Genomic DNA, 22,099 nt, shown 5'->3' on the forward strand with positions numbered 1-22,099 from the left:
AACTATCATGAAGAAAATCATATATATACTAGTAATGACCCTCATGATGACGGGTTGTTCGGATGCTATTCTAAATAAAGAGCCATTATCTGAAATTTCTCCTGAGACCTTATTCCAAACTGAGAGTGGATTTAGGAGTGCATTAGATGGAGTTTATGGACTCATGCAAAACGATTTATTAGGCTATAATTTTTGTATTTACTCCATACCGGAAGCCATTAATGATGATATCATTTCGGGAGATCCTTATGGATTTACCTTTGAAAATAGTCATGCCGATATCTATCCCTTGACCTATGATGCGGAAGAGTTTCAAATTGAAGGATTTTGGCGCGTGTCGTATGAAGCTATTAATAATGCCAATACTATTATTAAAAGTGCACGTAAAAGCAACCTTGAAAACGCTCCGGCATTTTTAGCCGAGGCTTTGGCCGTCAGAGCATTACTTCATTATAATCTATATCGATTTTTTGCCCCGGCTTATACTAGCAATCAGGCTGCTTTAGCCATTCCTTACCGCTTTGAGACTACCGCTTTGTTGGATATCACCCCTAGAAATACCACCAAGGAAGTAATAGATTTTGTATTGGCAGATTTATTGGAGGCTGAATCCATGGCCGTTAATGAAAACAATTCCTATAGAATTTCAAAGACTGCTATCCAGGCTTTACTAGCACGAGTGTACCATGAAACCAGCAACTTTGAAAAGGCCATTCCTTATGCACTCAATGCACTTACCGATGGTAGGTATGTACTCGATACAGATGCTGCTTCTATAGAATCGCAATGGAGGCAAGATGCCTCTGATGAAATTATTTTTAGAATTCGATTTGATGCCTCAGACAATGGTCAAAATGCTGCCTTACTATCGATTCCTATATTCTTTAGTTTTCCATATTACGTATCTGATGACCTAATAGCTCTTTACGATCAGGATGTAGACATTCGTTTTGATACTTATTTTGAACCAAGTCCAATGGATCCCACAAAGTATTATCCTGAAAAGCACGTGGGTTTACGCACCACTGATGCTGGAAATTATAATCCTGGAGCCACTGATATTAAGCTTATTCGAGTGCCAGAATTGTATCTGATACTGGCAGAATCGTACCTGGAAGAAGGAGACTCGGCTCTGGCATTAGGGTACTTAAACACCCTTCGTAATGCCAGAGGACTAGACGACTATCAGGGAGCCGATCTTGCCAAGGAAATTTTAGATGAAAGAAGACGTGAATTGGCCTTTGAAGGGTTTCGATTCACAGATTTGAAGCGATTACAACTTGGTTTTACAAGACCAGATGGTAGTTCCCTTTCTGTAAATGACCCTCGATTTGCCTTACCGATTCCTCAATTGGAAATTGATAGATCAGGTTTAGAACAAAATACAGGCTACTAAACACCACCTAAGGCTACCTACATCTTATAGTAGTGGGTAGCCATTAGTTCTAATTACTTTACAAAACACAAATACGATGAATTATTTAAGCGTAATAGGCTACGTTATGATGGCTATGCTTTCATTTAAGGGGTATAGTCAATCCAAAACACCACAAGAAAAGATACGTATTCTTAAAAATGGATATATTATACAGTTGACCTCTGATAATGCAAGTGTTAAGAAAGGAAGCCTTGTTATTGAAGGTGACAAAATAAAAGAGATTCTTTATGAAGAGGTTTCAGAGATAGCGGATGCTGACATTATAGATATCACAGGGAAATATGTGTTACCAGGATTGGTAGATGCTCATGTTCATTTAGCCACAGTTCCTAAGGAAGAGCGAAACGAGAATAATCAATATATGGAACAGCAATTGGACAAGATGCTGTTTGCTGGAATCACCACAGTAAGAGATATGGCCGGAAATGCTATTATTCTTGGAGATTATAAAAGAGCCGTTTCACTTGGTCAAGTTAAAGGTCCGGATATTTACCATGCAGCTATGTTTGCTGGTCCGGGATATTTTGAAATGACTCGAAGGTTCCCCTCTGGTAAACGTAGTCCGAAAGATACTCCCTGGGAGCAAACGATTACCGATACCACTACTATTTCTTTGGCTATTGCCAGAGCTAAAGGAGCCGGTGTTAGCGGTATAAAAATCTACAGTGATTTGTCAAAAGAATTGGTACAAAAAATAACTGAGGAAGCCAAACTGCAAGGACTTCAGGCATGGGCGCATGCAGCTATTTTCCCAGCCTCTCCAATGGATATTGCGCAGTCCAAGGTACATTCCATGTCCCATGCCTTTGATATAGTGTATGGATTGGATAAGAAGGGACCTATAACACGTGAAGATAAAGTGACCCCAATTGATACTAAGAAGTTGGACCTGTTACTTCAAGTTATGAAAGAGAACAATATCATTTTAGATGCCACCAATTACATTGCAGAAAACAATAAACTATACATAGGAACTGTCATTACTAAAAGAGCCAAAGAATTTGGTGTTAAAGTCGCTGTTGGAACTGACTGGCCATATCTTATGGAAGATGAAATTCCCTTTTATAAGGAGCTACGTTTATTGGTAGAGAAAAGTGGGTTTACCATGGCGGAGGCATTATGGAGTGCCACACAAATTGGAACTGAAAGTATTGGACTTACCGACAGAGGAAGTATTAAAGAAGGCAAAAGAGCCGACTTTTTAATTACAAATGAAAACCCATTAGAGGGACTATCTCAATTAAAGGATGTGCACCTGGTTGTAAAGGCAGGTGTTGTATATAAAAAATAAGGTCGAAAAAAGAATCAAACACAATGAATTAAACACTATGAATAGAACAATAATCACTATATGTTTAGCAATGCTATTAATGAGCTTAGGTTCATGTACTTCCACTCTAAAAGAGCAAACAATTACAGGGACGATTAAGGGTCTTGGAACTAATCCCATAGTACTTTTAAATGAAGAAAATGTGCCAATTGATACTGTTGAGGCCATTAACGACACCTTTGTATTTAAACATCAAATTGATCTAAACGACCCTAAGTTCCATGGAGTAACTTTTCCACTTTTAAGTGAAAAGGGATCACGAATGATTAAGGATAGAACTTATTTTTTCGTGGATAGTGATGCCATTCAATTGACTGCAACTATCGCTGAAGGAGGGTTGGAGGATATCGTTGTAACAGGCTCTCCAGCAACAACCAAGTATGATGATCTCAATGCTAATTTTCCGGCCAATATAGAGATCAAAAAATATGAGCAGAGCTATATGGAAGCGTTTAATAAGTATAATTACGGCGTACAAAATGATGAAAATCGTAAGCAGCTTTCGTATTACTCCTCCATTATAGATTCGTTAATGGGTATGAAAAGACAGAATATGTTGGATGCCATTTCAATCAATGATAAAAGTGTGGCCATGGCAGCTATGTTTTATTTTAATTTTCGAAATGAGCCTGTGGAGTTTTTAGAAAAACACCTTGCTCAATTTTCACCAGAACTACAGAATACCTATTATTTAAAGCAATTGTATACCAAGATTGCATTAAAAAAGAGTTCTTCAGTAGGAAGTATGGCACCCGATTTTGAATTAATGAATGCCAATGGAGAAATGGTGAAACTGTCAAGTTTTAAAGGTCGATACGTATTAATTGATTTTTGGGCTTCTTGGTGCGGACCTTGTATTAGAGAAGTACCTCATTTGAAAAAGGTATATGAAAAATTTAAGGACCATGGATTAGAGATTATTTCAGTATCCATTGACGACAAGGAAAATGCTTGGAGAAAGGCACTAGATAAACATCAATTGCCTTATGTGAAACTATGGGATGACACTAAAGTAACCCAGGATTTATATCAATTTACAGGAATTCCTTATGTAGTTCTGGTGAATCCAGAAGGTGATATACTTCAAATAAATAAAGGCTTACGAGGTGATGATTTAGAAACAACTTTAGAAGCTTTATTTAGGTAATTAGTCGCATACTAATTTTATAATACCGGTTTTTGTAAGTTTATTTTATTTACAAGGCCGGTATTTTTCTTTATTGACAGGATTCACGCATATTTTTGCTAAATTGAGCACGTAAATTTTAAAGCCCATCCCTAGTGAAAGGTATTATATTGGCAGGAGGTAGTGGTACCCGTTTGTATCCAATCACAAAAGCAGTATCTAAGCAATTATTACCGGTATATGACAAACCGATGATCTATTATCCACTTTCGGTATTGATGCTATCAGGTATCAAAGAGATATTGATTATTTCCACGCCACATGATTTACCTCACTTTGAACGACTTTTAGGGGATGGTTCTCAAATAGGAATATCACTATCGTATGCTACCCAACCTAGTCCGGATGGTTTAGCTCAGGCCTTTATCATTGGAAAGGATTTTATTGGAAAGGATGATGTATGCCTAGTATTAGGTGACAACATATTCTATGGTGCTGGTCTTGCCACCATGCTACAAAAGAGTGTTGAAAAAGTAGTTAGCGAAAAAAAAGCAGTGATCTTCGGATATGCTGTTGAAGATCCGGAACGTTATGGAGTGGCTGAATTTGATGCTAATGGAAAGGTACTTAGTATCATTGAAAAACCAACACATCCAAAATCAAAGTATGCAGTAGTAGGTTTATACTATTATCCTAATTCTGTAGTTAAGATTGCGGAGCAGGTAGAACCCTCAAGTAGAGGAGAGCTGGAAATAACTTCGGTAAATCAGGCCTTTTTAGAGAATGAACAATTAGAAGTTCAATTGATGAGTAGAGGATTTGCCTGGCTTGATACCGGAACCTTTGAAGCATTAGCAGAAGCATCTGAATTTGTCAAAGCCTTAGAGAAACGCACAGGTCTTAAAATTGCCTGTTTAGAAGAAATAGCCTATCGTATGGGATATATCAGTAAGGCAGCATTAGAAAACAGTGCTGAGAGTTATAAGAATAGCAGCTATGGAAGCTATCTACTTAAACTCTGTAAAGAAGAGCAGGGAAGTGTCTAGAATACTGGCCAAATGATTTTATAACCATTATTTGTGTCTGGTACCATTGGTTTAAGTTTACAATTAAACTTTGAACAATGCAGTATTTACATTTTTTGTTAAGTAGTTTATTACTTGATTGTTGCGTATTTTAACGGTGTAATTCATCGAATTTACAATAATTTAATTTGCACCAAATAAAAACATGAGTACTTTTGTTACTCATTGCTATCCCTCACCAACTATGTTAGATTCACTTATAACATCACGTACTCGTTTACGGTTACTTGTGAAGTTCTTTATCAATGCTGCTAATAAGGGGCATTTACGTGGACTTGCTGATGAATTTCAGGAGTCTACTAACGCTATACGTAAGGAATTGAATAACCTTACCGAGGCGGGCTATCTTGAAAAGGAGGCTGTAAGTAATAAGATTACCTATAGCGCCAATAGAAGACACCCGCTATATATGTCGCTACAAGGAATTGTACATAAGTATATTGGGTTGGACACAATTTTAGAGACCCTGTTAGAGCGGATGGGAGCTGTTAAAAAGGTATATGTGATTGGTGATTATGCAGAAGGAAGGGATAGTGGAACTATTGAAATTGTGGTAGTAGGGGAACGGTTAGATACCGCATATCTAAACCAATTAGAACCTAAAGTAGCCGCTGAAATAGGAAGAGAAGTACGATTTCATGCAGTAAGTACGTTTGAAGGTGACGGACTGCTGTTGTACGGAGGAGGAGAGTAGAAGAGAATGAAAGAATAAAAGAATAAAAGAAAAATAAATAGTACCTGTTAAAGGTAAAAAACGACTTGAACGAATAAAAAATAGGATACATGAATAAGACGATACTGATTACTGGAGGAGCTGGATTTATCGGATCAAATCTAACTGAATACTTTTTAGAAAAGGGTTATAAGGTGGTATGTTTAGATAACTTTGCCACGGGTCATTATCATAATATTGCTCCTTTTTTAGAGAATCCTAATTATACTCTTATTGAGGGAGATATTCGTTCTTTAGAGGATTGTAAAAAAGCGGTGGCTGGCGCTTCTTATGTGTTACATCAAGCAGCACTAGGTTCTGTACCACGATCAATAAATGATCCAATCACTAGTAATGAAGTAAATGTTTCCGGGTTTATCAATATGCTCAGTGCCTCTAGGGATGCAGGTATTAAACGCTTTGTTTATGCGGCCAGTTCATCTACCTATGGAGATTCTGAATCTCTTCCTAAGGTTGAGAATGTTATCGGAAAACCTTTGTCTCCCTATGCCGTTACAAAATATGTAAATGAATTGTATGCGGATGTGTTCAGTAAAACCTATGGCATGGAACTCATTGGACTACGATATTTTAATGTATTTGGAAGACGTCAGGATCCCAATGGAGCATATGCCGCTGTGATTCCACTTTTTGTAAAGCAGCTCATGAAGCATGAGGCTCCAACCATCAATGGGGCAGGAGACTATTCACGTGATTTTACCTATATAGATAACGTAATTCAGATGAATGAGTTGGCTATGTTAACTGAAAATCCAGAGGCGATTAACACCGTGTATAATACAGCCGTTGGTGACCGAACTACTCTTGTTGACTTAGTAGACTATCTAAAGTCTTACCTAAGTGAATATGATTCTGAAATTGCTAACATCAATCCTATTCATGGACCCAATAGAGTAGGAGATATTCCACACTCACTAGCATCCATTGAAAAGGCATCTAAGCTTTTAGGGTATTATCCAACTCATACCATTGATAAGGGGCTTAAAGAAGCTGTTCAGTGGTATTGGGAACATTTAAAGTAATAAAAGAATATCAACCTAATTTAAGAGAATACATTTCACCAAAGAAATACCACCTTTAGAATGAACACACCATATAAAATTGCCATTATTGGTTTAGGATACGTAGGACTACCACTAGCAAGATTGTTTGCTACAAAATATCAGGTAGTAGGTTTTGATATTAATAAAGCTAGAATAGGAGAACTTAATGGTGGAACTGATTCCACATTGGAGGTATCTGATGAGGTATTACAATCTGTGTTAATCTCAGAAAATCCTTTTACTAGTGGAGCAACTACTGGCCTTTATTGTTCATCAGATTTGAATAATATCAAAGATGCCAATATTTATATTGTAACAGTTCCAACACCGGTTGATAAAAATAATCGTCCTGATCTTACGCCACTATATAAAGCATCTGAAACAGTGGGGAAAGTGCTTAAAAAAGGAGATGTGGTTATTTATGAATCTACTGTGTATCCGGGTGTCACTGAAGAAGAGTGTATTCCAGTTCTTGAGAGAGTATCTGGCTTAGTTTTTAATCGTGATTTTTATGCAGGATATTCACCTGAACGTATTAATCCAGGAGATAAGGAGCATACGGTTGACAAAATCCTAAAAGTAACCTCTGGTTCCACCCCTGAAATTGGGACCATGGTAAATGATTTATATGCTTCTGTAATTACTGCTGGAACTCACTTGGCACCTACCATAAAAGTAGCGGAAGCGGCAAAGGTGATTGAGAATGCTCAAAGAGATATTAATATCGCTTTTGTAAATGAACTAGCTAAGATTTTTAATCTTCTTGACATAGATACGCATGCAGTACTCGAAGCTGCAGGAACCAAATGGAACTTTTTACCCTTTAAACCAGGACTGGTTGGAGGGCATTGTATAGGAGTTGATCCTTATTATTTAGCGCAGAAAGCACAAGAACATGGATATCATCCTGAGATTATATTGGCAGGAAGACGTCTTAATGATAGTATGGGAACTTATGTGGCTTCACAGGTTGTGAAAACAATGATTAAGAAAGGCATAAATGTATGTGGAGCTAGGGTATTAAACCTTGGTATTACCTTTAAAGAGAATTGTCCTGATGTCCGTAATACTAAAGCTGTAGATGTTATTAAAGGTCTTGAGGATTATGGAATGGAAGTTACCACCTTTGACCCTTGGGCAAACCCAGTTGAAGTTTTACATGAATATGGTATTACAAGTTATCAATCACTAGATCAGATTACATCATCATCAAAAGATAAGGCATTTGATGCTGTTGTACTAACAGTTGCACATAGGGAGTATTTAGAGTTGGAAATTCAGAACCTTTTAACTACTAAAAACATTATATACGATGTTAAAGGAGTGTTAGGTGAAGTTGATTCAAAATTGTAATCTAAATTAGTGGGTAGAATATGATTAAAAACATTTGCTGTATAGGTGCGGGTTATGTGGGAGGACCTACTATGGCCGTAATTGCATTAAAAAATCCAAATATAAATGTAACTGTTGTTGATATAAATAAAAATAGAATTGATGCATGGAATAGTGAAGATCTATCTAGTTTGCCAATTTATGAGCCTGGCTTGGATGAAGTTGTAGCTGAAGCACGAGGTCGTAATCTTTTCTTTAGCACTGATGTTGATAAGGCTATTACTGAATCAGAAATGATATTTATTTCAGTAAATACTCCAACCAAGACATATGGTAAAGGTAAGGGGATGGCTGCAGATCTAAAATACATTGAATTGTGTGCAAGACAGATAGCCGAAATAGCTAAAACAGATAAAATAGTTGTTGAGAAATCAACTTTACCTGTACGTACCTCTGAGGCATTAAAAAGCATTTTGGATAATACTGGTAACGGTGTTAAATTTCAGATACTTTCTAATCCTGAGTTTTTGGCCGAAGGAACTGCAATTTCTGATTTGTTGTCTCCTGATAGAGTACTTATAGGAGGAGGAACTGATGAAGAAGGCACTAATGCTGTAAATGCATTAGTTTCTATTTATGAGGCATGGGTTCCATCAGATAAAATAATCACCACAAATGTATGGTCTTCTGAATTATCAAAACTTACTGCAAACGCTTTTTTAGCTCAACGAGTATCCTCCATTAATGCAATGAGTGAATTATGCGAAGTTACAGGAGCTGATGTGAATGAAGTGGCAAAGGCAATTGGAATGGATAGTCGTATTGGCTCAAAGTTTTTAAAGGCATCAGTTGGTTTTGGTGGATCTTGCTTTCAGAAAGACATACTAAATTTAGTTTATATAGCTCGTTCATATGGGCTTAATCAAGTGGCTGATTATTGGGAGCAAGTCATTATTATGAATGATTATCAAAAAAATAGATTTGCTAAAAAAATACTAACTACTCTCTATAATACTGTTTCAGGTAAGAAGATTGCGTTTTTAGGATGGGCTTTCAAAAAAGATACTAATGATACAAGAGAAAGTGCTGCTATTTATGTAGCTGATGCATTACTTGATGAACAGGCTAACATTGCTGTATATGATCCGAAAGTGGTAAAAGAACAGATGTATAACGATCTTGCTAATCTAAATACCAGAAAGGTAGAAGAAATTGAAGCAGGAATATCGGTCTTTTCAGAAGTTTATGAGCTTTGTAAAGATGCTCATGCTATAGCTATTTTAACAGAGTGGGATGAGTTTAAGGAGTATGATTGGAAGATGATTTATGAAAATATGAAAAAGCCTGCTTTCCTATTTGATGGTAGAAATATATTAAATGGAGAAAATATGGAAAATATTGGCTTTGTGTATAATGGAATTGGGATTAGTAAAAACATTGAATAATAGACATTATGATACATAAAGAAACCATATTAGTGACTGGAGCTGCTGGGTTTATTGGCTATCATCTATGTGAATATTTATTGAAGAACGGATATATTGTAATAGGTCTTGATAATATTAACGATTATTACGATGTTAATTTAAAATATGCTCGATTAAATGAATTGGGTATCAATAGACTAGATGCCTCTGCCTTCTACAATTATGTGGAGTCAAGGGTTTATGGTAAACAACTCTTTTTTGTTAGAATGAATCTCGAAGATAAAGTTGAACTGCCAAAGTTGTTTGATAATTTTAAAATTGATTGGGTATGTAATTTAGCTGCACAAGCTGGAGTAAGATATAGTATAGAAAACCCAATGACTTACATTGATAGTAATATAGTTGGGTTTGTTAATTTATTAGAGTGTATTCGTAATAATGGGATTAAAAAGTTAGTATATGCTAGTAGTAGTAGTGTATATGGAATGAATGAAAAGCTACCATTTTCAGAATCAGATAATGTTGATTATCCAATTAGTCTATATGCAGCGACTAAAAAGAGTAATGAGTTAATTGCATATACCTATAGTCATTTATATGGAATTCAAACTATAGGTTTGCGATTCTTTACAGTTTATGGCCCATGGGGAAGACCAGATATGGCAATGTTTTTATTTACTGATGCTATTTTAAATAATAAACCCATTAAGGTATTTAACGAAGGGAATTTGTCTAGAGATTTTACATATATAGATGATATTATAGAAGGGGTTGCATTAACTTTAATAAACACACATTTAATAAATAAACAATATAACTTATTTAATATTGGAAATGGGAATCCAGTTAAGTTGCTTAATTTCATTAAAGCTATTGAAAATGAAATAGGAAGAAAAGCTACTAAGGTCATGTTGCCAATGCAACTAGGAGACGTTGAACGCACATGGGCTGATTTACAAGAGTTTAAAAATTGTTTTAATTATACTCCCAAAGTGGGAATAAGAATTGGTGTTTCTAAGTTTGTAAAATGGTATAAAAATTATTATCAATAAAATGAGTTCTTTTAAAAAAAGTGTTTTGATAGGCCTTTTATGGTCTTTTGGAGGAAGGTTCATTTATATAATAATAGGATTTTTAACAAATGTAATTTTAGCAAGGATCTTGATGCCTGAAGAATTTGGTAGAGTGGGTATAGCCATGACATTTGTTGTTATAGCCAATGTTCTTTCGGAATCTGGATTTTCAGGTGCTTTAGTTAGAAAATTGGATGTTGATAATAAAGATTTTTACACGGCTTTCATTTTTAATATTTTGGTCAGTTTTCTATTATACTTTTTATTATATATATCGGCAGTCTATATTGCTAAATATTATAATGATATGGAATTAGAAAATATAATTAAAATGTCTTCTTTGGTAATAATTATTAATGCATTTTCAATGGTCCAAAATGCAAAAGCTAATATTGCTTTGGCTTATAAAAAATTGGCTAAAATTACTGTGTTATCAATTATTCTTTCTTCATTTACTGCTATTATCCTGGCTTTTTACAAATTTGGTGTATGGTCAATTGTTATTATGCAATTAATCAATTCAATTTGTTTATCCTCATTATTGTGGTTTTCATTTGGTCGTATAAAAAAAGATAAATTTAGCCTTGAATCATTAAGATATCTATTTAGTTTTGGAGGAAATACAACTATTGCATTATTTCTTAATCGTTTTTTTGACAGCGTTTATCAGTTAGTAATTGGACGTTTTTTTTCCATGAATGATGTAGGATTATTTTATCAAGGCAAGAAGATTCAAGAGGTACCTTTAACCTTTATAAGGTCAGTTTCTTCTAGTGTTCTATTTTCAGCTCTATCCAAAGTACAAAAGAATAAAGATGAATTTACATACCTTTATTCAAGATTTATTGCTTTTTTGGCATCAATTTCTTGTCTTGTTACAGCAATAGTTTACACGTATTCAACCCATATTATTTATTTTATTTACGGAGAGAAATGGAAAGGTGCCATTCCATATATTGAAATTTTAATAATTGCCTCATTTTTTTATGCTTTAGAAACGTTTAATAGAATTATTTTCAAAACTTATAATAAAACTAAAAAAATTTTATTTCTTGAGATTTTAAAGAAAATATTTCAATCCATTACTATTTTGATTGGGATTATATTTAAAGATATTATAATACTGCTGTACGGATATATTCTAACAAACATATTTAGTTATTTATTGAATTTGTATTTTGCCAAAAAGATTATAGTTAAATTAAGATGGAGAGAAGCCTTTAATGTGTTTAAAACTCTAATGAGTGCTATTTTAGTTACGATAATATTTAAATATGTAGTTTTTATATATTATCCCGAATTAATTATAAACATTATGCTATTGCCAATTTTTATGATTTGTTATTTTTTATTGTTAAAATATTTAAATATTATGGACATAAAACTGGAGTTTAACAGAGTTTTAATGTTAATAAGAGATAGAAATTAATAATTGCTTAATGAAAATATTATTTATAGCACCCAGATTCCATACAAATCAATATTCTCTTGTTGAAAAATTGTTCAAAGAGGGGCATGATGTAAAATTTTATGTCATGGGAATTGGTAATAGTGAGGACTACAGGGATTTGACACCTACTTTAATTCCGGTTAGTTTATTCACAAAGTTATATTTGCGTTATTTCAAAGGTAGAAGTGAAATTGATGTTTTTGACTACACAAGATTTGCTTTGCCTTCATTTCGAAAGTATTACAAGGAGATAAAAGCAATAAATGCAGATAAAATTATTGTTAGAGTTGGTAGTTATCCTTATTTTTTATTGTTGTTGCCTTTAGTTTTTTTATTTAGGAAAAGATTTTTATATTATTCTCAACATCCCAAGTATCAAAATGTTAGAAACTGGAAAAGACAATTGTTTAATAGGATTGTTTCATTTAACTATATGGTTCCTTGGTACACTCCAGTTCTGCATTATGGTAATATTAGTAAAAACAAAATTAATAATCATTACTTGCACTATATTCCTTTTTTTTCTAACAGTAATAGAAGTTATAAAGATTTAATAAGCTCTAGTAATGAAAAGGTAAGATTTCTTTGTGTAGCCAAATATGAAAATAGAAAGGGAATTGAGAACCTCATCTCGGCAGCCAATTTGATTAGGAATAATGGATATATTTTTAGTTTAACTATTGTCGGAAGTACTGGTAACCTAAAACGAGAAAATTATTACTTGAAGCTTAAAGCGAAAGTTGATAATTTAAAACTTAATGATGTTATTGAATTAGAAAAGAATGTTCCCTATTTTAATATGGGTCATTATTATAAAAGAAATCAAGTTTTTATTTTACCTTCCACAAATGAACCAGCATCAGTTTCTCAAATGGAGGCAATGTCTTATGGCTTGGCCATAATTTGTACAGAGGATAATGGTACAGCACATTATATAAAACATGGTAAGAACGGATTGGTAATTAAACCAAATATCAAAAGTATAGAAATTGCTATGGAATATTATTTAAAATCTCAAGACATACTTCTAGATCATCAAATCAAAAGTTTAAGTATTATTGATCATGATTTCTCTATTGATAATACTTATAAATTATTCATGGATTTACTTTAAAGTTATTAGTTGTTTAGTATGATATATAACGTAAAACCAAAAATTGATTTTAATATTGGGGTTGTATTATTTTCCTTAATCCTTGTTTTATTATTAAAACCAAAAATTTCATCTCCTTTTGATGAAATAGTTAACATAGGATTATCTAGTATAGTTTGTGTAAACCTTATAATATTTTTTAATACAAATTTGAAAATTTTTAAATCATGGGTTAGGTACGATTTATTTTTTTTATTAGGGTTTTTAATTCTTCATTTTCAAATACCATTTTTAGCTGCTATTGGAATAGAACCACAAAGACCAAATTTTATTTGGATTAATAAAATGGTTGTAAATTATGCCACATGGTTGAGTGCAATATCCATGTTAATGTGGCAATTGGGTTTTCTGATTTACCTTAGAGGGAAGAAACATTTAACTTTATCAGAGTTATTCACAAAAAATGTCAAGTACAACATTAACTATAAATTATTGGACGCATTCTTAGTCATATTATTTTGTTTATTCCTAATTGTTGTAGGAAATAATTTTTTAGGTGGTAGTTATGATGTCAATAGTTGGGGAGTTGGGGCTACATATGTGTACATGTTGTTAAAAATATTTATTTTTTTAAGAATTATTTATTTTTACGTTGATTTAAACCATAAGCATAATTTTTTTAGAGTCATCTGGGAGAATAAAGTTGGTGTTTTAATAGTTTTTTTATATTCATTTTTGTTTTTAATATCAGGAGATAGGGGTCCTGTACTTCAAATAGTTTCAATTAATTTAGTTGCCTATTCGTTATTTTATAAGAATATCAAAGGACATGTTTTATTGTTTTTTTTATTCAGTGGAGCTGTTTTATTCGGAATATTAAAAGAGGGTAGGACTAGAAATGTAAATGATAGAAAGGGAGGGATTTTTACTGAAGGTTATGAAGCTTATTCAAAGCAGCAATTTAATCCAACAGATGAATTTGCTAGTAGTGTACGTATATTATATAGGGCTCTAGACGTTGTTCCAAATCAGCATCCATATTTATATGGAGCAACTTTAATATCAAACACAGTGGATGTTATACCATTTAGTTCAACGTTCTATAATGTGCCAAAGATCTATAGTAGTTCTACCTTATTTTTCACCATCCTAGGTCAAGGAGATTTTTACACATCTGGAGAAGGTTCTGAAATAATTGCAGATCTGTACATAAATCTTGGACCTTATTTGACTATTGCTGTTTTTTTTGTTTTTGGATATTTTATTTCATTTTTAACTTTCGATGTTTATTTTGTCAAAAGGCACTCTATATTAATTATTTACCTCATTTTAGTAACAGTTGCATTCTATATTAATAGGTCAACTTTTTTGAATCCTTTGAAAATTATTGTGTATACATTAATAATTCACAGGTTATTGGTTAGAAGAATAGAAATAATATAATGAAAAAGGTAGTTTTTTTTATAACAGGTCTAAATAGTGGTGGAATTGAAAACTATTTGCTTCGTTTTCTTAAATTTAAAGCATCATCTTTTTCTGAGGTAGTTGTTTATTGTAAAGGAGGGAAGGGAGGTCATTTGGAAAACGAATATTTAGAAATACCTAATGTTCAAATTATAAAAAATAATATTGGTTATTTTAATATATTGAATTATTTAAATCTTTTATATTTTTTTAAAAGAGGAAATTATGATGTTGTATGCGATTTTACTGGTAATTTTTCTGGTTTAATCCTATATTGTGCTAAACTTTCTAAAATTGATAAGCGAATTGTTTTTTACAGAGGATCTTCTAATCGTTTTAAAGAAACTGCATTACGACTATTTTATAATAGAATAGTAAGGAAATTAGCCTATAAATATGCTACAAGTATATTATCTAATTCTCAATCTGCTTTTGATTTTTTTTACAAAAAGAAAATGCAAGATTCAAGGTTTCAAGTTATCTACAACGGTGTTAATCCTAGTTTAATAATACATATAAATAAAAACTTAAGAAAGGAATTTGCCATACCGGACAATAGCTTTGTTGTTGGTCATACAGGTAGATTTAACAATGCAAAAAATCACAGTATTATTATTCAGGTCGCGGAAAAACTTATTAATAAATATCCAGATATTTATTTCATTTTATGTGGAACTGGGGTAGAGGTTGGACTAAAAGCTAAAGTAAAAAATCTAAATTTAGATAAGAATGTGAAATTATTTGATAACCGAAGAGATATCCCTATGTTCTTAAATACTATGGACGTCTATTTTTTTCCATCAATTACGGAAGGTCAACCTAATAGTTTGATTGAGGCAATGATTATGGGCTTACCTTTTGTGGCGTCTAATATTTCTTCGATTCAAGAAACAGTAGGGGAATCTGAAAATTTGTACGATCCTAATGATATTAATGGTTTTTTTCTAGCAATAGAGGAATTTTACATGAAAAAAGTAAGCAGAGATTTAATGTTGAGAGAAAGAACAATTGCAAAATTCGATTATATTAAGCTGTTCAATCAATTTTATAGAAGTTTAGAATGAAGAATAAATCAGGTAGAGAAATGTTTGAAAGGAATGAGTTCGTAATATTTTTAATTATTAAGATTTTAAAGTTTTTGCCTAAATCAATTTTAATTTTTTTTTGGAATTGTACAACTAATCATTCTCAGATCATTTTTATTGGTTTGAGATATGTTATTTTAAAGTCACTGATAATGTCATGCGGAAAAAATGTTAAAATTGGAACTAATGTCCAAATTTTGAGTTGGGAAAATTTATCGATTGGCTCCAATGTTAGTGTGCATAGTAATTGTTATTTAGATGCTAGTGGCGGTATAACCATAGGGAATGACGTTTCAATAGCTCATAATTCGAGTATTTTATCTACTAATCATGATTGGAGTGATTATACAGTTCCAATTAAATATAATAAACTTAAATATAGAAAGGTAGAAATTAGTGATGATGTTTGGATTGGATGTGGATGTAGGGTTCTATCAGGAGTTGTAATTGGGAAAAGGTCAATTGTTGCGGCAGGATCAGTTGTCAATAAAATTGTTAATTCTAATATTATAGTTGGAGGTGTACCTGCCAAAGAAATAAAAGAAATATGAAGCTGTTATTTATTCATGATCATCCTTTTTATGTAGCTGAAGATGGTATATACAGTGGAGGCGGATTGCCAAATTCTGTTTGGCAGAATTATTTGATTAATTTTAAAGAAATAATTGTATTCGCAAGGAGAAGTTGTAAAAATAAAGATAAACAAGTAAAGTCTTCTAATGTTAATGTATCTTTTTACTTAACGACTAAATATAGTTCTGTTTTTTCTTTACTTATTAATTTTAGATCTGTATATAGAGAATTAAATTCATTTATTAATGAGGCCGATATTATTTTAGTACGTTTACCCAGTGTTTTAGGTTTGATTGCGGGTAAAATTGCGCTTAAAAATAAAAAATACTTATGGGTCGAACAAGTCGGTAATACCAGTGAATCATTAATGGGCCATGGCTCAATTTTAGGAAAATTCATTGCGCCGGTTTTTGAATATATTAATTATAAAATAGTTTGTAAGGCAAATTTTATAAGTTATGTAACGGAGGTTAAATTGCAGAATGATTACCCGGCAAGCTCAAATGCGATTAAGGTAAGTTTATCAAATGTTATTATTAAGGAGTGTTTAGGAGAAAATAAATTAGATAAAGATAGATTTTTTGGGGAAGTATATAGAATTGGTCTAATAGGAAGTTTTGATGCAAGGTACAAAGGGCAAGATTTATTATTGAAGGCTATACATTTATTGGAAGATAATATTAAAAGTAAGGTTAAGTTATGTTTTGTAGGAAAGGGTGATTATACATGGGTAGTAAATTTGGCTAAGCAATTAGATTTAATTGAAAATATTGAATTTATTGGATCACTCAAGGCAGGTATAGAAGTTAATGATTTTTTGCAAACGTTATCACTATATGTTCAGCCTTCAATTACAGAAGGGATGCCAAGAGCAACCATTGAAGCTATGGCTATGGGATGTCCTGTGATTGGCAGTGATGTTGGTGGAATTCCGGAAATAGTTTCATCCCAGTTCGTTCATAGGAAAAAGAATATTAAAGAATTTTCAAATCATATAAAAATTCTGTTTTTTGAAAGAGATACTTTATATAGTGAAGCTAAATCAAGTTTAATTAAGGTTAAACCTTATCTTAAAGAAGTCCTAGATAATAAAAGGATTGAGTTTTATTCACGAATAAATAGTGAATTGATAATTAAAAACTAGACTATCGCTTAGCTCACATTTTAATAAACTAATAACCTTTAAATTAAAGTAAATTTTTGATATAAATTAGAGGTTGTATTTTAGGTTGGGAATATATTCGTGGCATTTATAGGTAAATTCTATACTATAATTGAATAAATAGATTCTAAAAATTAGCTTATTTAAGCGTTTTCGTTTTAAAGTAAACATAATTTTTCTTTTAAAAATTTATTGCTTTAGGGAATTTATGGCATTAGCTTAATACTACTTTTTTATATTGTTCTTGGTATTAATATGGATTATTAATAGAATGAATTTAATGTTATTTTTAGTGTTTTTAAGCAATAATTACCAACACATGTGCATTGAAAAGTAATTTTGACAATGGTTAATTTTGAAATATCGATTTGTAAAGTGTATCTAAAAGTGTATTAAATTGAATAAATTATTAATTGTGGCCAATGTAGATTGGTTTGTAATATCTCATAGGTTGTGTATTGCAAGGGAAGCAAGTAAGCAGGGGTGGGATGTGTTTGTAGCATGTGAAGATACTGGTAGGAAGAATGAAATTGAGGTAGATGGAATTACCTTCGTTGATTTCAAATTTTCAAGATCAGGGACGAACCCTTTAAATGAAATTATAACATTATCCAAGTTCTTAAAATTATATAAAGAAATAAATCCAGATGTTGTTCATCATGTAACACTTAAACCAGTGACTTATGGAACACTTGTTGGGAAATTTTTAAAGGTAAAAGGAATCCTTAATGCTGTTAGTGGTTTAGGATATAATTTTACTGGAGATAGGAAAGGAGTGGTACAAACATTAATGATTAAATTGATGCGCTTTGGGTTTAATCGAAGAAATGTAACTTTTATTTTTCAAAACGAAGATGATCAAAAGGCACTAGATGAGCTAAAGATTACTACAATTAAAAATAAGGTTGAACGTATTAAAGGCTCTGGAGTTGATTTAGATATTTTTTCTGAAAGTGAATTTCCTTCCTTTGATCGAATAAAAGTGTTACTGCCAGTTCGAATGCTGTGGGATAAAGGAGTGAAGGAATTGAGAGAGGCTTCAGGTTTGTTGAAAAATAAATATAAAGATAAATTTCAATTTATACTTGCTGGGATGGCTGATGAGGATAATAAGGCTGGGGTTCCAGCTCAATATCTTCAAGAATGGCAAGATGGAGATTACGTAAAATGGATAGGGTATCAAAAAGACATGGTTTCTGTATATCATGATTCACATATTGTTGTGTTGCCATCATACAGGGAAGGAATGCCAAAAACATTGATTGAAGCTTGTGCAATAGGTAGACCAATTATTACTACTGATGCCATTGGATGTAGAGAATGTGTTGATGAAGGAATCAATGGTTACAAAGTACCTGTTTACTCTATTAAAGAATTAGCAGAAGCAATTGAAAAGCTTGCCCTTGACCAAGGTGCAATTATTAAAATGGGAAAGGCTTCTCGTTTAAAGGCGGAAAGGGAGTTTGATGTGAAAAATGTTGTACAAAAACATTTGTCGATTTATGAGGATTTAAAATCTAACTTGAAATGAGAATTCTAGTTACGGGTTCATCAGGCTTTATAGGACAACATTTATGTGATTTTTTGGAATCTAAAGGGATAGAAGTACTACCTATATCTTTGCGTTCTGATGATTGGGTTGAGAGGATTGATATTTCATCTAATGCCATTATTCACTTAGCTGGAAAGGCTCATGACACGACAAATACTTCTAATCCGGAGGAGTATTATATTATTAATAGAGATCTTACAATACAGTTGTTTGAAAAATTTCTTTCTTCTGACATTCAAGATTTTATTTATTTTAGTTCTGTAAAGGCGGTTGCTGATGAAGTTTCAGGAACGCTCACGGAAAAAACGGAACCTAATCCCCTCACTCCATATGGCAAATCAAAATTAGGAGCAGAGAAGTATATTCAAAGTTGTAACATCCCTGAGGGTAAAAGGGTTTTTATATTACGCCCTTGTATGGTTCATGGGCCAGGGAATAAAGGGAATTTAAATCTTTTGTATAATGTTGTAGATAAGGGAATTCCATGGCCTTTGGCGGCTTTTTCTAACAAACGATCATTATTAAATATTGATAATCTTTTATATATAGTACACCAATTATTAATTAGAGAAAAATTAAAAGGAGGGGTTTACCAATTATCAGATGACGGCATTATTTCGACTAATGAAATAGTTAATCTGATATCGAAAGCAAGTGGTAGAAATAGTCGATTATGGAAAATCCATCCAAAGTTAATATATGGTTTAGCTAAAACAGGAGATGTATTGAAATTACCACTCACTACCGAACGACTTAAAAAATTAACTGAAAATTACGTAGTCTCAAATGAAAAGATAAAGAGAGAATTGGAGATTGAGAATATGCCATTTAATCTTAAGGACGGACTTTTAAAAACACTTTCTAGTTTCAATTAAAGGTACTATTATGAAAAGTTACCATATTTTATTTTTATTCCTACTATTTAGTAGTACATTAGTTCAAGCTCAAAATCAGACTTCTATTAAGGGGAATCTGGCTACGACTGCTTTATTAATACCAAATTTTGGGGTAGAAACCTCACTTGGTAAAAATCTAAGTTTTCAAGCTGATATTACAGCCTCTTTTTGGAAATCTTTTGATGGTGGCCCACTACAATTAGTAATGGTATTTCCGGAATTACGTTATTATCCCAAGGCTACTGGCCAAGGTTTTTTTATTGGTGGTCATATAGGTGGGAGTGCTTATAAATTGCAAAAATGGAATTATCATAATTCGGATAGGTATCAAGAAGGGTTTAGCTATATGATGGGTATAAGTATAGGTTATCAGTTTTACCTAAGCGAAAGATGGAACCTGGAAATTTTTGCTGGTGGTGGGAATCAACAAGGTTTTTATAAAGGATATGATTCAACCACCGGGGAACGCTACGATGATGCTATAAATTTCAATAAAAGTGGCGAATGGTTACCTTATAAAGGAGGCCTAATGTTGGTTTATAAATTGTAGATTATAGAAAAGTTCTTAAAAAACAATTCTAAAGGTTTTAACCTTTATTAATAGGAGTTAGTATGAGTATGAATGAATATCTTATTTATGGTTATGGTGGGCATGCCATTGTTATTAGTGAAGGAGTGAAATTAATTGGGGGAATAGTTAATGGCTATTTTGATGACAATAAAAGCGAGAACTTCAAAAATTCATTTATATCTTCATATAACCCCAATCATTTTCCTAATTCACCTGTTTTAATTGCTATTGGTAATAATGAAATTAGAATGCGCGTTTCGCGATTGATTAAACATAATTATGGAGTTTTTATACATCCTAAAGCAATTATTGCTGAAGGGGTGGAAATTGGCGAAGGAACTGTAGTCTTAGCGGGAGCAGTGATTCAACCAGGTGTAAAAATAGGGAAGCACGTTATTATTAATGCCAATGTTGTACTAGACCATGGCTCAGTAATCAATAATTTCTGTAGTATATATCCAAATTCTTATATAGGTAGTAATACCGTATTGTGTGAAGGTGTGACTATAAATGCATGTACTTCTATTCAAAGAAACTCAATTCTAAACCATTGGACAACGGTAGGATAATTTTGTAAGATTATAGCAACATAGTTTGTATTTTTACCCACCTAAATTAAAATCACATATAATGGAATATATTGGTGTCTTACTTCTTCTTATAGGTACACTATTAGTTTATTTTCGCATTGCAAATCACTTTAATATTATTGATAAACCAAACCATCGAAGCGCTCACACTGAAGTTACTTTAAGAGGAGGAGGCATTGTTTTTCCTGTAGCTTTAGTTCTCTTTATTGTAATACATCACAGCGTACCACAAATTCAAATATTTCCTTTTGTTATGGGAATGCTTGCACTTGCAACGGTAAGTTTTTGGGATGATGTGCAAAGTTTACCTAATAAAGTGAGATTATTAGTTCACTTAATATCTGTATCACTACTTCTTTGGTCCATTGGAATTTTTGAAATGTTTCCATGGTTTATTATTGCCCTACTTTTTATACTAGTTATAGGGACTTTGAATGCATATAATTTCATGGATGGTATAAATGGAATTACGGGATTGTATTCTCTAGTAATATTGACATCTCTATGGTACTATAGTACATATGTAAACTCTTTTGTAGAGACTTCATTGATTATGTACTCAATTGCAGCCTGTTTGGCGTTTTTGTTTTTTAATTTTCGAAAAAGAGCTAAATGTTTTGCTGGAGATATAGGTAGTATGAGTATTGCTTATTGGGTAATTGGATTATTAGGGTTACTAATACTTAAGGAAGAGGAGTTAAAATTCGTTTTATTTTTAGCGGTCTATGGGGTTGAAACTGTAATTACAATTATACAAAGGTTGATATTAAGACAAAATATCTTTAAAGCCCATCGTTTACATCTTTATCAAATGTTGGTACATGAATACAAATTTCCTCATACTATGGTCAGTTCACTTTATGCTTCGATTCAGTTGTTAATAAATGTACTTGTTATATTTTGGGAAGGGAATAGTATAACCTTGGTGGTTGGAGTTTTATCATTATTAGTGTTAATATATACTTTGGTTAAATATAAACTTTATATAAAGACTATTCAGAGAGCCAAATAAGTTTAAGTTAAGAAGATTAATTGATCAAAGCTTCTTAAATGTTATCGTTCATTTTATTGTGATT

The 22,099-nt window shown here is 32.4% G+C and carries 20 protein-coding genes; all 20 read left to right on the top strand.

What is annotated here, in order from left to right:
• The first annotated feature begins 7 nt into the window (after nt 1-7).
• On the top strand, nt 8-1,396 hold the full coding sequence (locus tag PT603_RS03220) for a RagB/SusD family nutrient uptake outer membrane protein (protein ID WP_238531049.1): 1,389 nt from the start codon (nt 8-10) through the stop codon (nt 1,394-1,396).
• 76 nt (nt 1,397-1,472) lie between these two features.
• On the top strand, nt 1,473-2,729 hold the full coding sequence (locus tag PT603_RS03225; protein WP_008241445.1) for an amidohydrolase family protein: 1,257 nt from the start codon (nt 1,473-1,475) through the stop codon (nt 2,727-2,729).
• Between the two features lie 37 nt (nt 2,730-2,766).
• Nucleotides 2,767-3,915 carry a TlpA disulfide reductase family protein gene (locus tag PT603_RS03230; RefSeq protein ID WP_155805714.1) on the top strand — a complete coding sequence of 383 codons (1,149 nt, stop codon included), beginning with the start codon at nt 2,767-2,769 and terminating at the stop codon, nt 3,913-3,915.
• 134 nt (nt 3,916-4,049) lie between these two features.
• On the top strand, nt 4,050-4,940 hold the full coding sequence (rfbA, locus tag PT603_RS03235) for a glucose-1-phosphate thymidylyltransferase RfbA (protein WP_008241441.1): 891 nt from the start codon (nt 4,050-4,052) through the stop codon (nt 4,938-4,940).
• A 184-nt stretch (nt 4,941-5,124) separates the two neighbouring features.
• Nucleotides 5,125-5,673: an ArsR family transcriptional regulator gene (locus tag PT603_RS03240; protein ID WP_238531048.1), complete on the top strand. Its 549-nt coding sequence runs from the start codon at nt 5,125-5,127 to the stop codon at nt 5,671-5,673.
• Between the two features lie 89 nt (nt 5,674-5,762).
• Nucleotides 5,763-6,734 carry an SDR family oxidoreductase gene (locus tag PT603_RS03245; protein WP_008241438.1) on the top strand — a complete coding sequence of 324 codons (972 nt, stop codon included), beginning with the start codon at nt 5,763-5,765 and terminating at the stop codon, nt 6,732-6,734.
• A gap of 60 nt (nt 6,735-6,794) precedes the next feature.
• Nucleotides 6,795-8,108 (top strand): nucleotide sugar dehydrogenase, encoded by a 1,314-nt coding sequence (locus PT603_RS03250; RefSeq protein ID WP_008241436.1) that lies wholly within the window; start codon nt 6,795-6,797, stop codon nt 8,106-8,108.
• A gap of 20 nt (nt 8,109-8,128) precedes the next feature.
• Complete coding sequence (locus tag PT603_RS03255; RefSeq protein WP_008241434.1) at nt 8,129-9,532, top strand: UDP-glucose 6-dehydrogenase; 1,404 nt, start codon at nt 8,129-8,131, stop codon at nt 9,530-9,532.
• An 8-nt stretch (nt 9,533-9,540) separates the two neighbouring features.
• Entirely contained in the window at nt 9,541-10,566 is a 1,026-nt protein-coding gene (locus PT603_RS03260) for an NAD-dependent epimerase/dehydratase family protein (protein ID WP_008241413.1), read from the top strand.
• 1 nt (nt 10,567) lies between these two features.
• Nucleotides 10,568-12,016, top strand: coding sequence for a lipopolysaccharide biosynthesis protein (locus tag PT603_RS03265; RefSeq protein ID WP_008241410.1), 1,449 nt, complete (start codon nt 10,568-10,570; stop codon nt 12,014-12,016).
• 10 nt (nt 12,017-12,026) lie between these two features.
• Nucleotides 12,027-13,151: a glycosyltransferase family 4 protein gene (locus tag PT603_RS03270; protein WP_008241408.1), complete on the top strand. Its 1,125-nt coding sequence runs from the start codon at nt 12,027-12,029 to the stop codon at nt 13,149-13,151.
• An 18-nt stretch (nt 13,152-13,169) separates the two neighbouring features.
• On the top strand, nt 13,170-14,573 hold the full coding sequence (locus PT603_RS03275) for a hypothetical protein (protein WP_008241406.1): 1,404 nt from the start codon (nt 13,170-13,172) through the stop codon (nt 14,571-14,573).
• On the top strand, nt 14,573-15,658 hold the full coding sequence (locus PT603_RS03280) for a glycosyltransferase (protein WP_008241404.1): 1,086 nt from the start codon (nt 14,573-14,575) through the stop codon (nt 15,656-15,658). Before PT603_RS03275 ends, PT603_RS03280 begins: the two co-directional genes overlap by 1 nt.
• Nucleotides 15,659-15,831: 173 nt before the next feature.
• Nucleotides 15,832-16,230: an acyltransferase gene (locus tag PT603_RS03285; protein ID WP_202946611.1), complete on the top strand. Its 399-nt coding sequence runs from the start codon at nt 15,832-15,834 to the stop codon at nt 16,228-16,230.
• Nucleotides 16,227-17,396: a glycosyltransferase gene (locus PT603_RS03290; RefSeq protein ID WP_008241473.1), complete on the top strand. Its 1,170-nt coding sequence runs from the start codon at nt 16,227-16,229 to the stop codon at nt 17,394-17,396. Before PT603_RS03285 ends, PT603_RS03290 begins: the two co-directional genes overlap by 4 nt.
• A gap of 415 nt (nt 17,397-17,811) precedes the next feature.
• Entirely contained in the window at nt 17,812-18,945 is a 1,134-nt protein-coding gene (locus PT603_RS03295) for a glycosyltransferase family 4 protein (protein ID WP_040489057.1), read from the top strand.
• Nucleotides 18,942-19,841 (top strand): NAD-dependent epimerase/dehydratase family protein, encoded by a 900-nt coding sequence (locus PT603_RS03300; protein ID WP_008241476.1) that lies wholly within the window; start codon nt 18,942-18,944, stop codon nt 19,839-19,841. Before PT603_RS03295 ends, PT603_RS03300 begins: the two co-directional genes overlap by 4 nt.
• A gap of 10 nt (nt 19,842-19,851) precedes the next feature.
• A complete protein-coding gene (locus PT603_RS03305) occupies nt 19,852-20,412 on the top strand; it encodes a DUF3575 domain-containing protein (RefSeq protein ID WP_008241478.1) in 561 nt (186 codons plus the stop codon).
• Between the two features lie 62 nt (nt 20,413-20,474).
• Entirely contained in the window at nt 20,475-21,002 is a 528-nt protein-coding gene (locus tag PT603_RS03310) for a PglD-related sugar-binding protein (protein WP_008241480.1), read from the top strand.
• Nucleotides 21,003-21,063: 61 nt separating this feature from the next.
• The gene (locus PT603_RS03315; RefSeq protein ID WP_008241482.1) at nt 21,064-22,035 is read left to right on the top strand and encodes an MraY family glycosyltransferase; all 972 of its coding nucleotides are present in this window, start codon (nt 21,064-21,066) and stop codon (nt 22,033-22,035) included.
• Nucleotides 22,036-22,099 lie beyond the last annotated feature (64 nt).

The sequence above is a fragment of the Imtechella halotolerans genome, assembly GCF_028743515.2.
GTDB classification, from domain to species: Bacteria; Bacteroidota; Bacteroidia; order Flavobacteriales; family Flavobacteriaceae; genus Imtechella; species Imtechella halotolerans.

Excerpts from the sequence above, each read along its gene's own strand:
- PT603_RS03275 (WP_008241406.1), top strand. The coding sequence starts at position 13,170 with ATGATATATAACGTAAAACCAAAAATTGATTTTAATATTGGGGTTGTA.
- PT603_RS03250 (WP_008241436.1), top strand. The coding sequence starts at position 6,795 with ATGAACACACCATATAAAATTGCCATTATTGGTTTAGGATACGTAGGA.
- PT603_RS03280 (WP_008241404.1), top strand. The coding sequence starts at position 14,573 with ATGAAAAAGGTAGTTTTTTTTATAACAGGTCTAAATAGTGGTGGAATT.
- PT603_RS03240 (WP_238531048.1), top strand. The coding sequence starts at position 5,125 with ATGAGTACTTTTGTTACTCATTGCTATCCCTCACCAACTATGTTAGAT.
- PT603_RS03255 (WP_008241434.1), top strand. The coding sequence starts at position 8,129 with ATGATTAAAAACATTTGCTGTATAGGTGCGGGTTATGTGGGAGGACCT.
- PT603_RS03220 (WP_238531049.1), top strand. The coding sequence starts at position 8 with ATGAAGAAAATCATATATATACTAGTAATGACCCTCATGATGACGGGT.
- PT603_RS03265 (WP_008241410.1), top strand. The coding sequence starts at position 10,568 with ATGAGTTCTTTTAAAAAAAGTGTTTTGATAGGCCTTTTATGGTCTTTT.
- PT603_RS03225 (WP_008241445.1), top strand. The coding sequence starts at position 1,473 with ATGAATTATTTAAGCGTAATAGGCTACGTTATGATGGCTATGCTTTCA.
- PT603_RS03305 (WP_008241478.1), top strand. The coding sequence starts at position 19,852 with ATGAAAAGTTACCATATTTTATTTTTATTCCTACTATTTAGTAGTACA.
- PT603_RS03300 (WP_008241476.1), top strand. The coding sequence starts at position 18,942 with ATGAGAATTCTAGTTACGGGTTCATCAGGCTTTATAGGACAACATTTA.
- PT603_RS03290 (WP_008241473.1), top strand. The coding sequence starts at position 16,227 with ATGAAGCTGTTATTTATTCATGATCATCCTTTTTATGTAGCTGAAGAT.
- PT603_RS03310 (WP_008241480.1), top strand. The coding sequence starts at position 20,475 with ATGAGTATGAATGAATATCTTATTTATGGTTATGGTGGGCATGCCATT.
- PT603_RS03285 (WP_202946611.1), top strand. The coding sequence starts at position 15,832 with ATGTCATGCGGAAAAAATGTTAAAATTGGAACTAATGTCCAAATTTTG.
- PT603_RS03245 (WP_008241438.1), top strand. The coding sequence starts at position 5,763 with ATGAATAAGACGATACTGATTACTGGAGGAGCTGGATTTATCGGATCA.
- PT603_RS03230 (WP_155805714.1), top strand. The coding sequence starts at position 2,767 with ATGAATAGAACAATAATCACTATATGTTTAGCAATGCTATTAATGAGC.
- PT603_RS03260 (WP_008241413.1), top strand. The coding sequence starts at position 9,541 with ATGATACATAAAGAAACCATATTAGTGACTGGAGCTGCTGGGTTTATT.
- PT603_RS03315 (WP_008241482.1), top strand. The coding sequence starts at position 21,064 with ATGGAATATATTGGTGTCTTACTTCTTCTTATAGGTACACTATTAGTT.
- PT603_RS03270 (WP_008241408.1), top strand. The coding sequence starts at position 12,027 with ATGAAAATATTATTTATAGCACCCAGATTCCATACAAATCAATATTCT.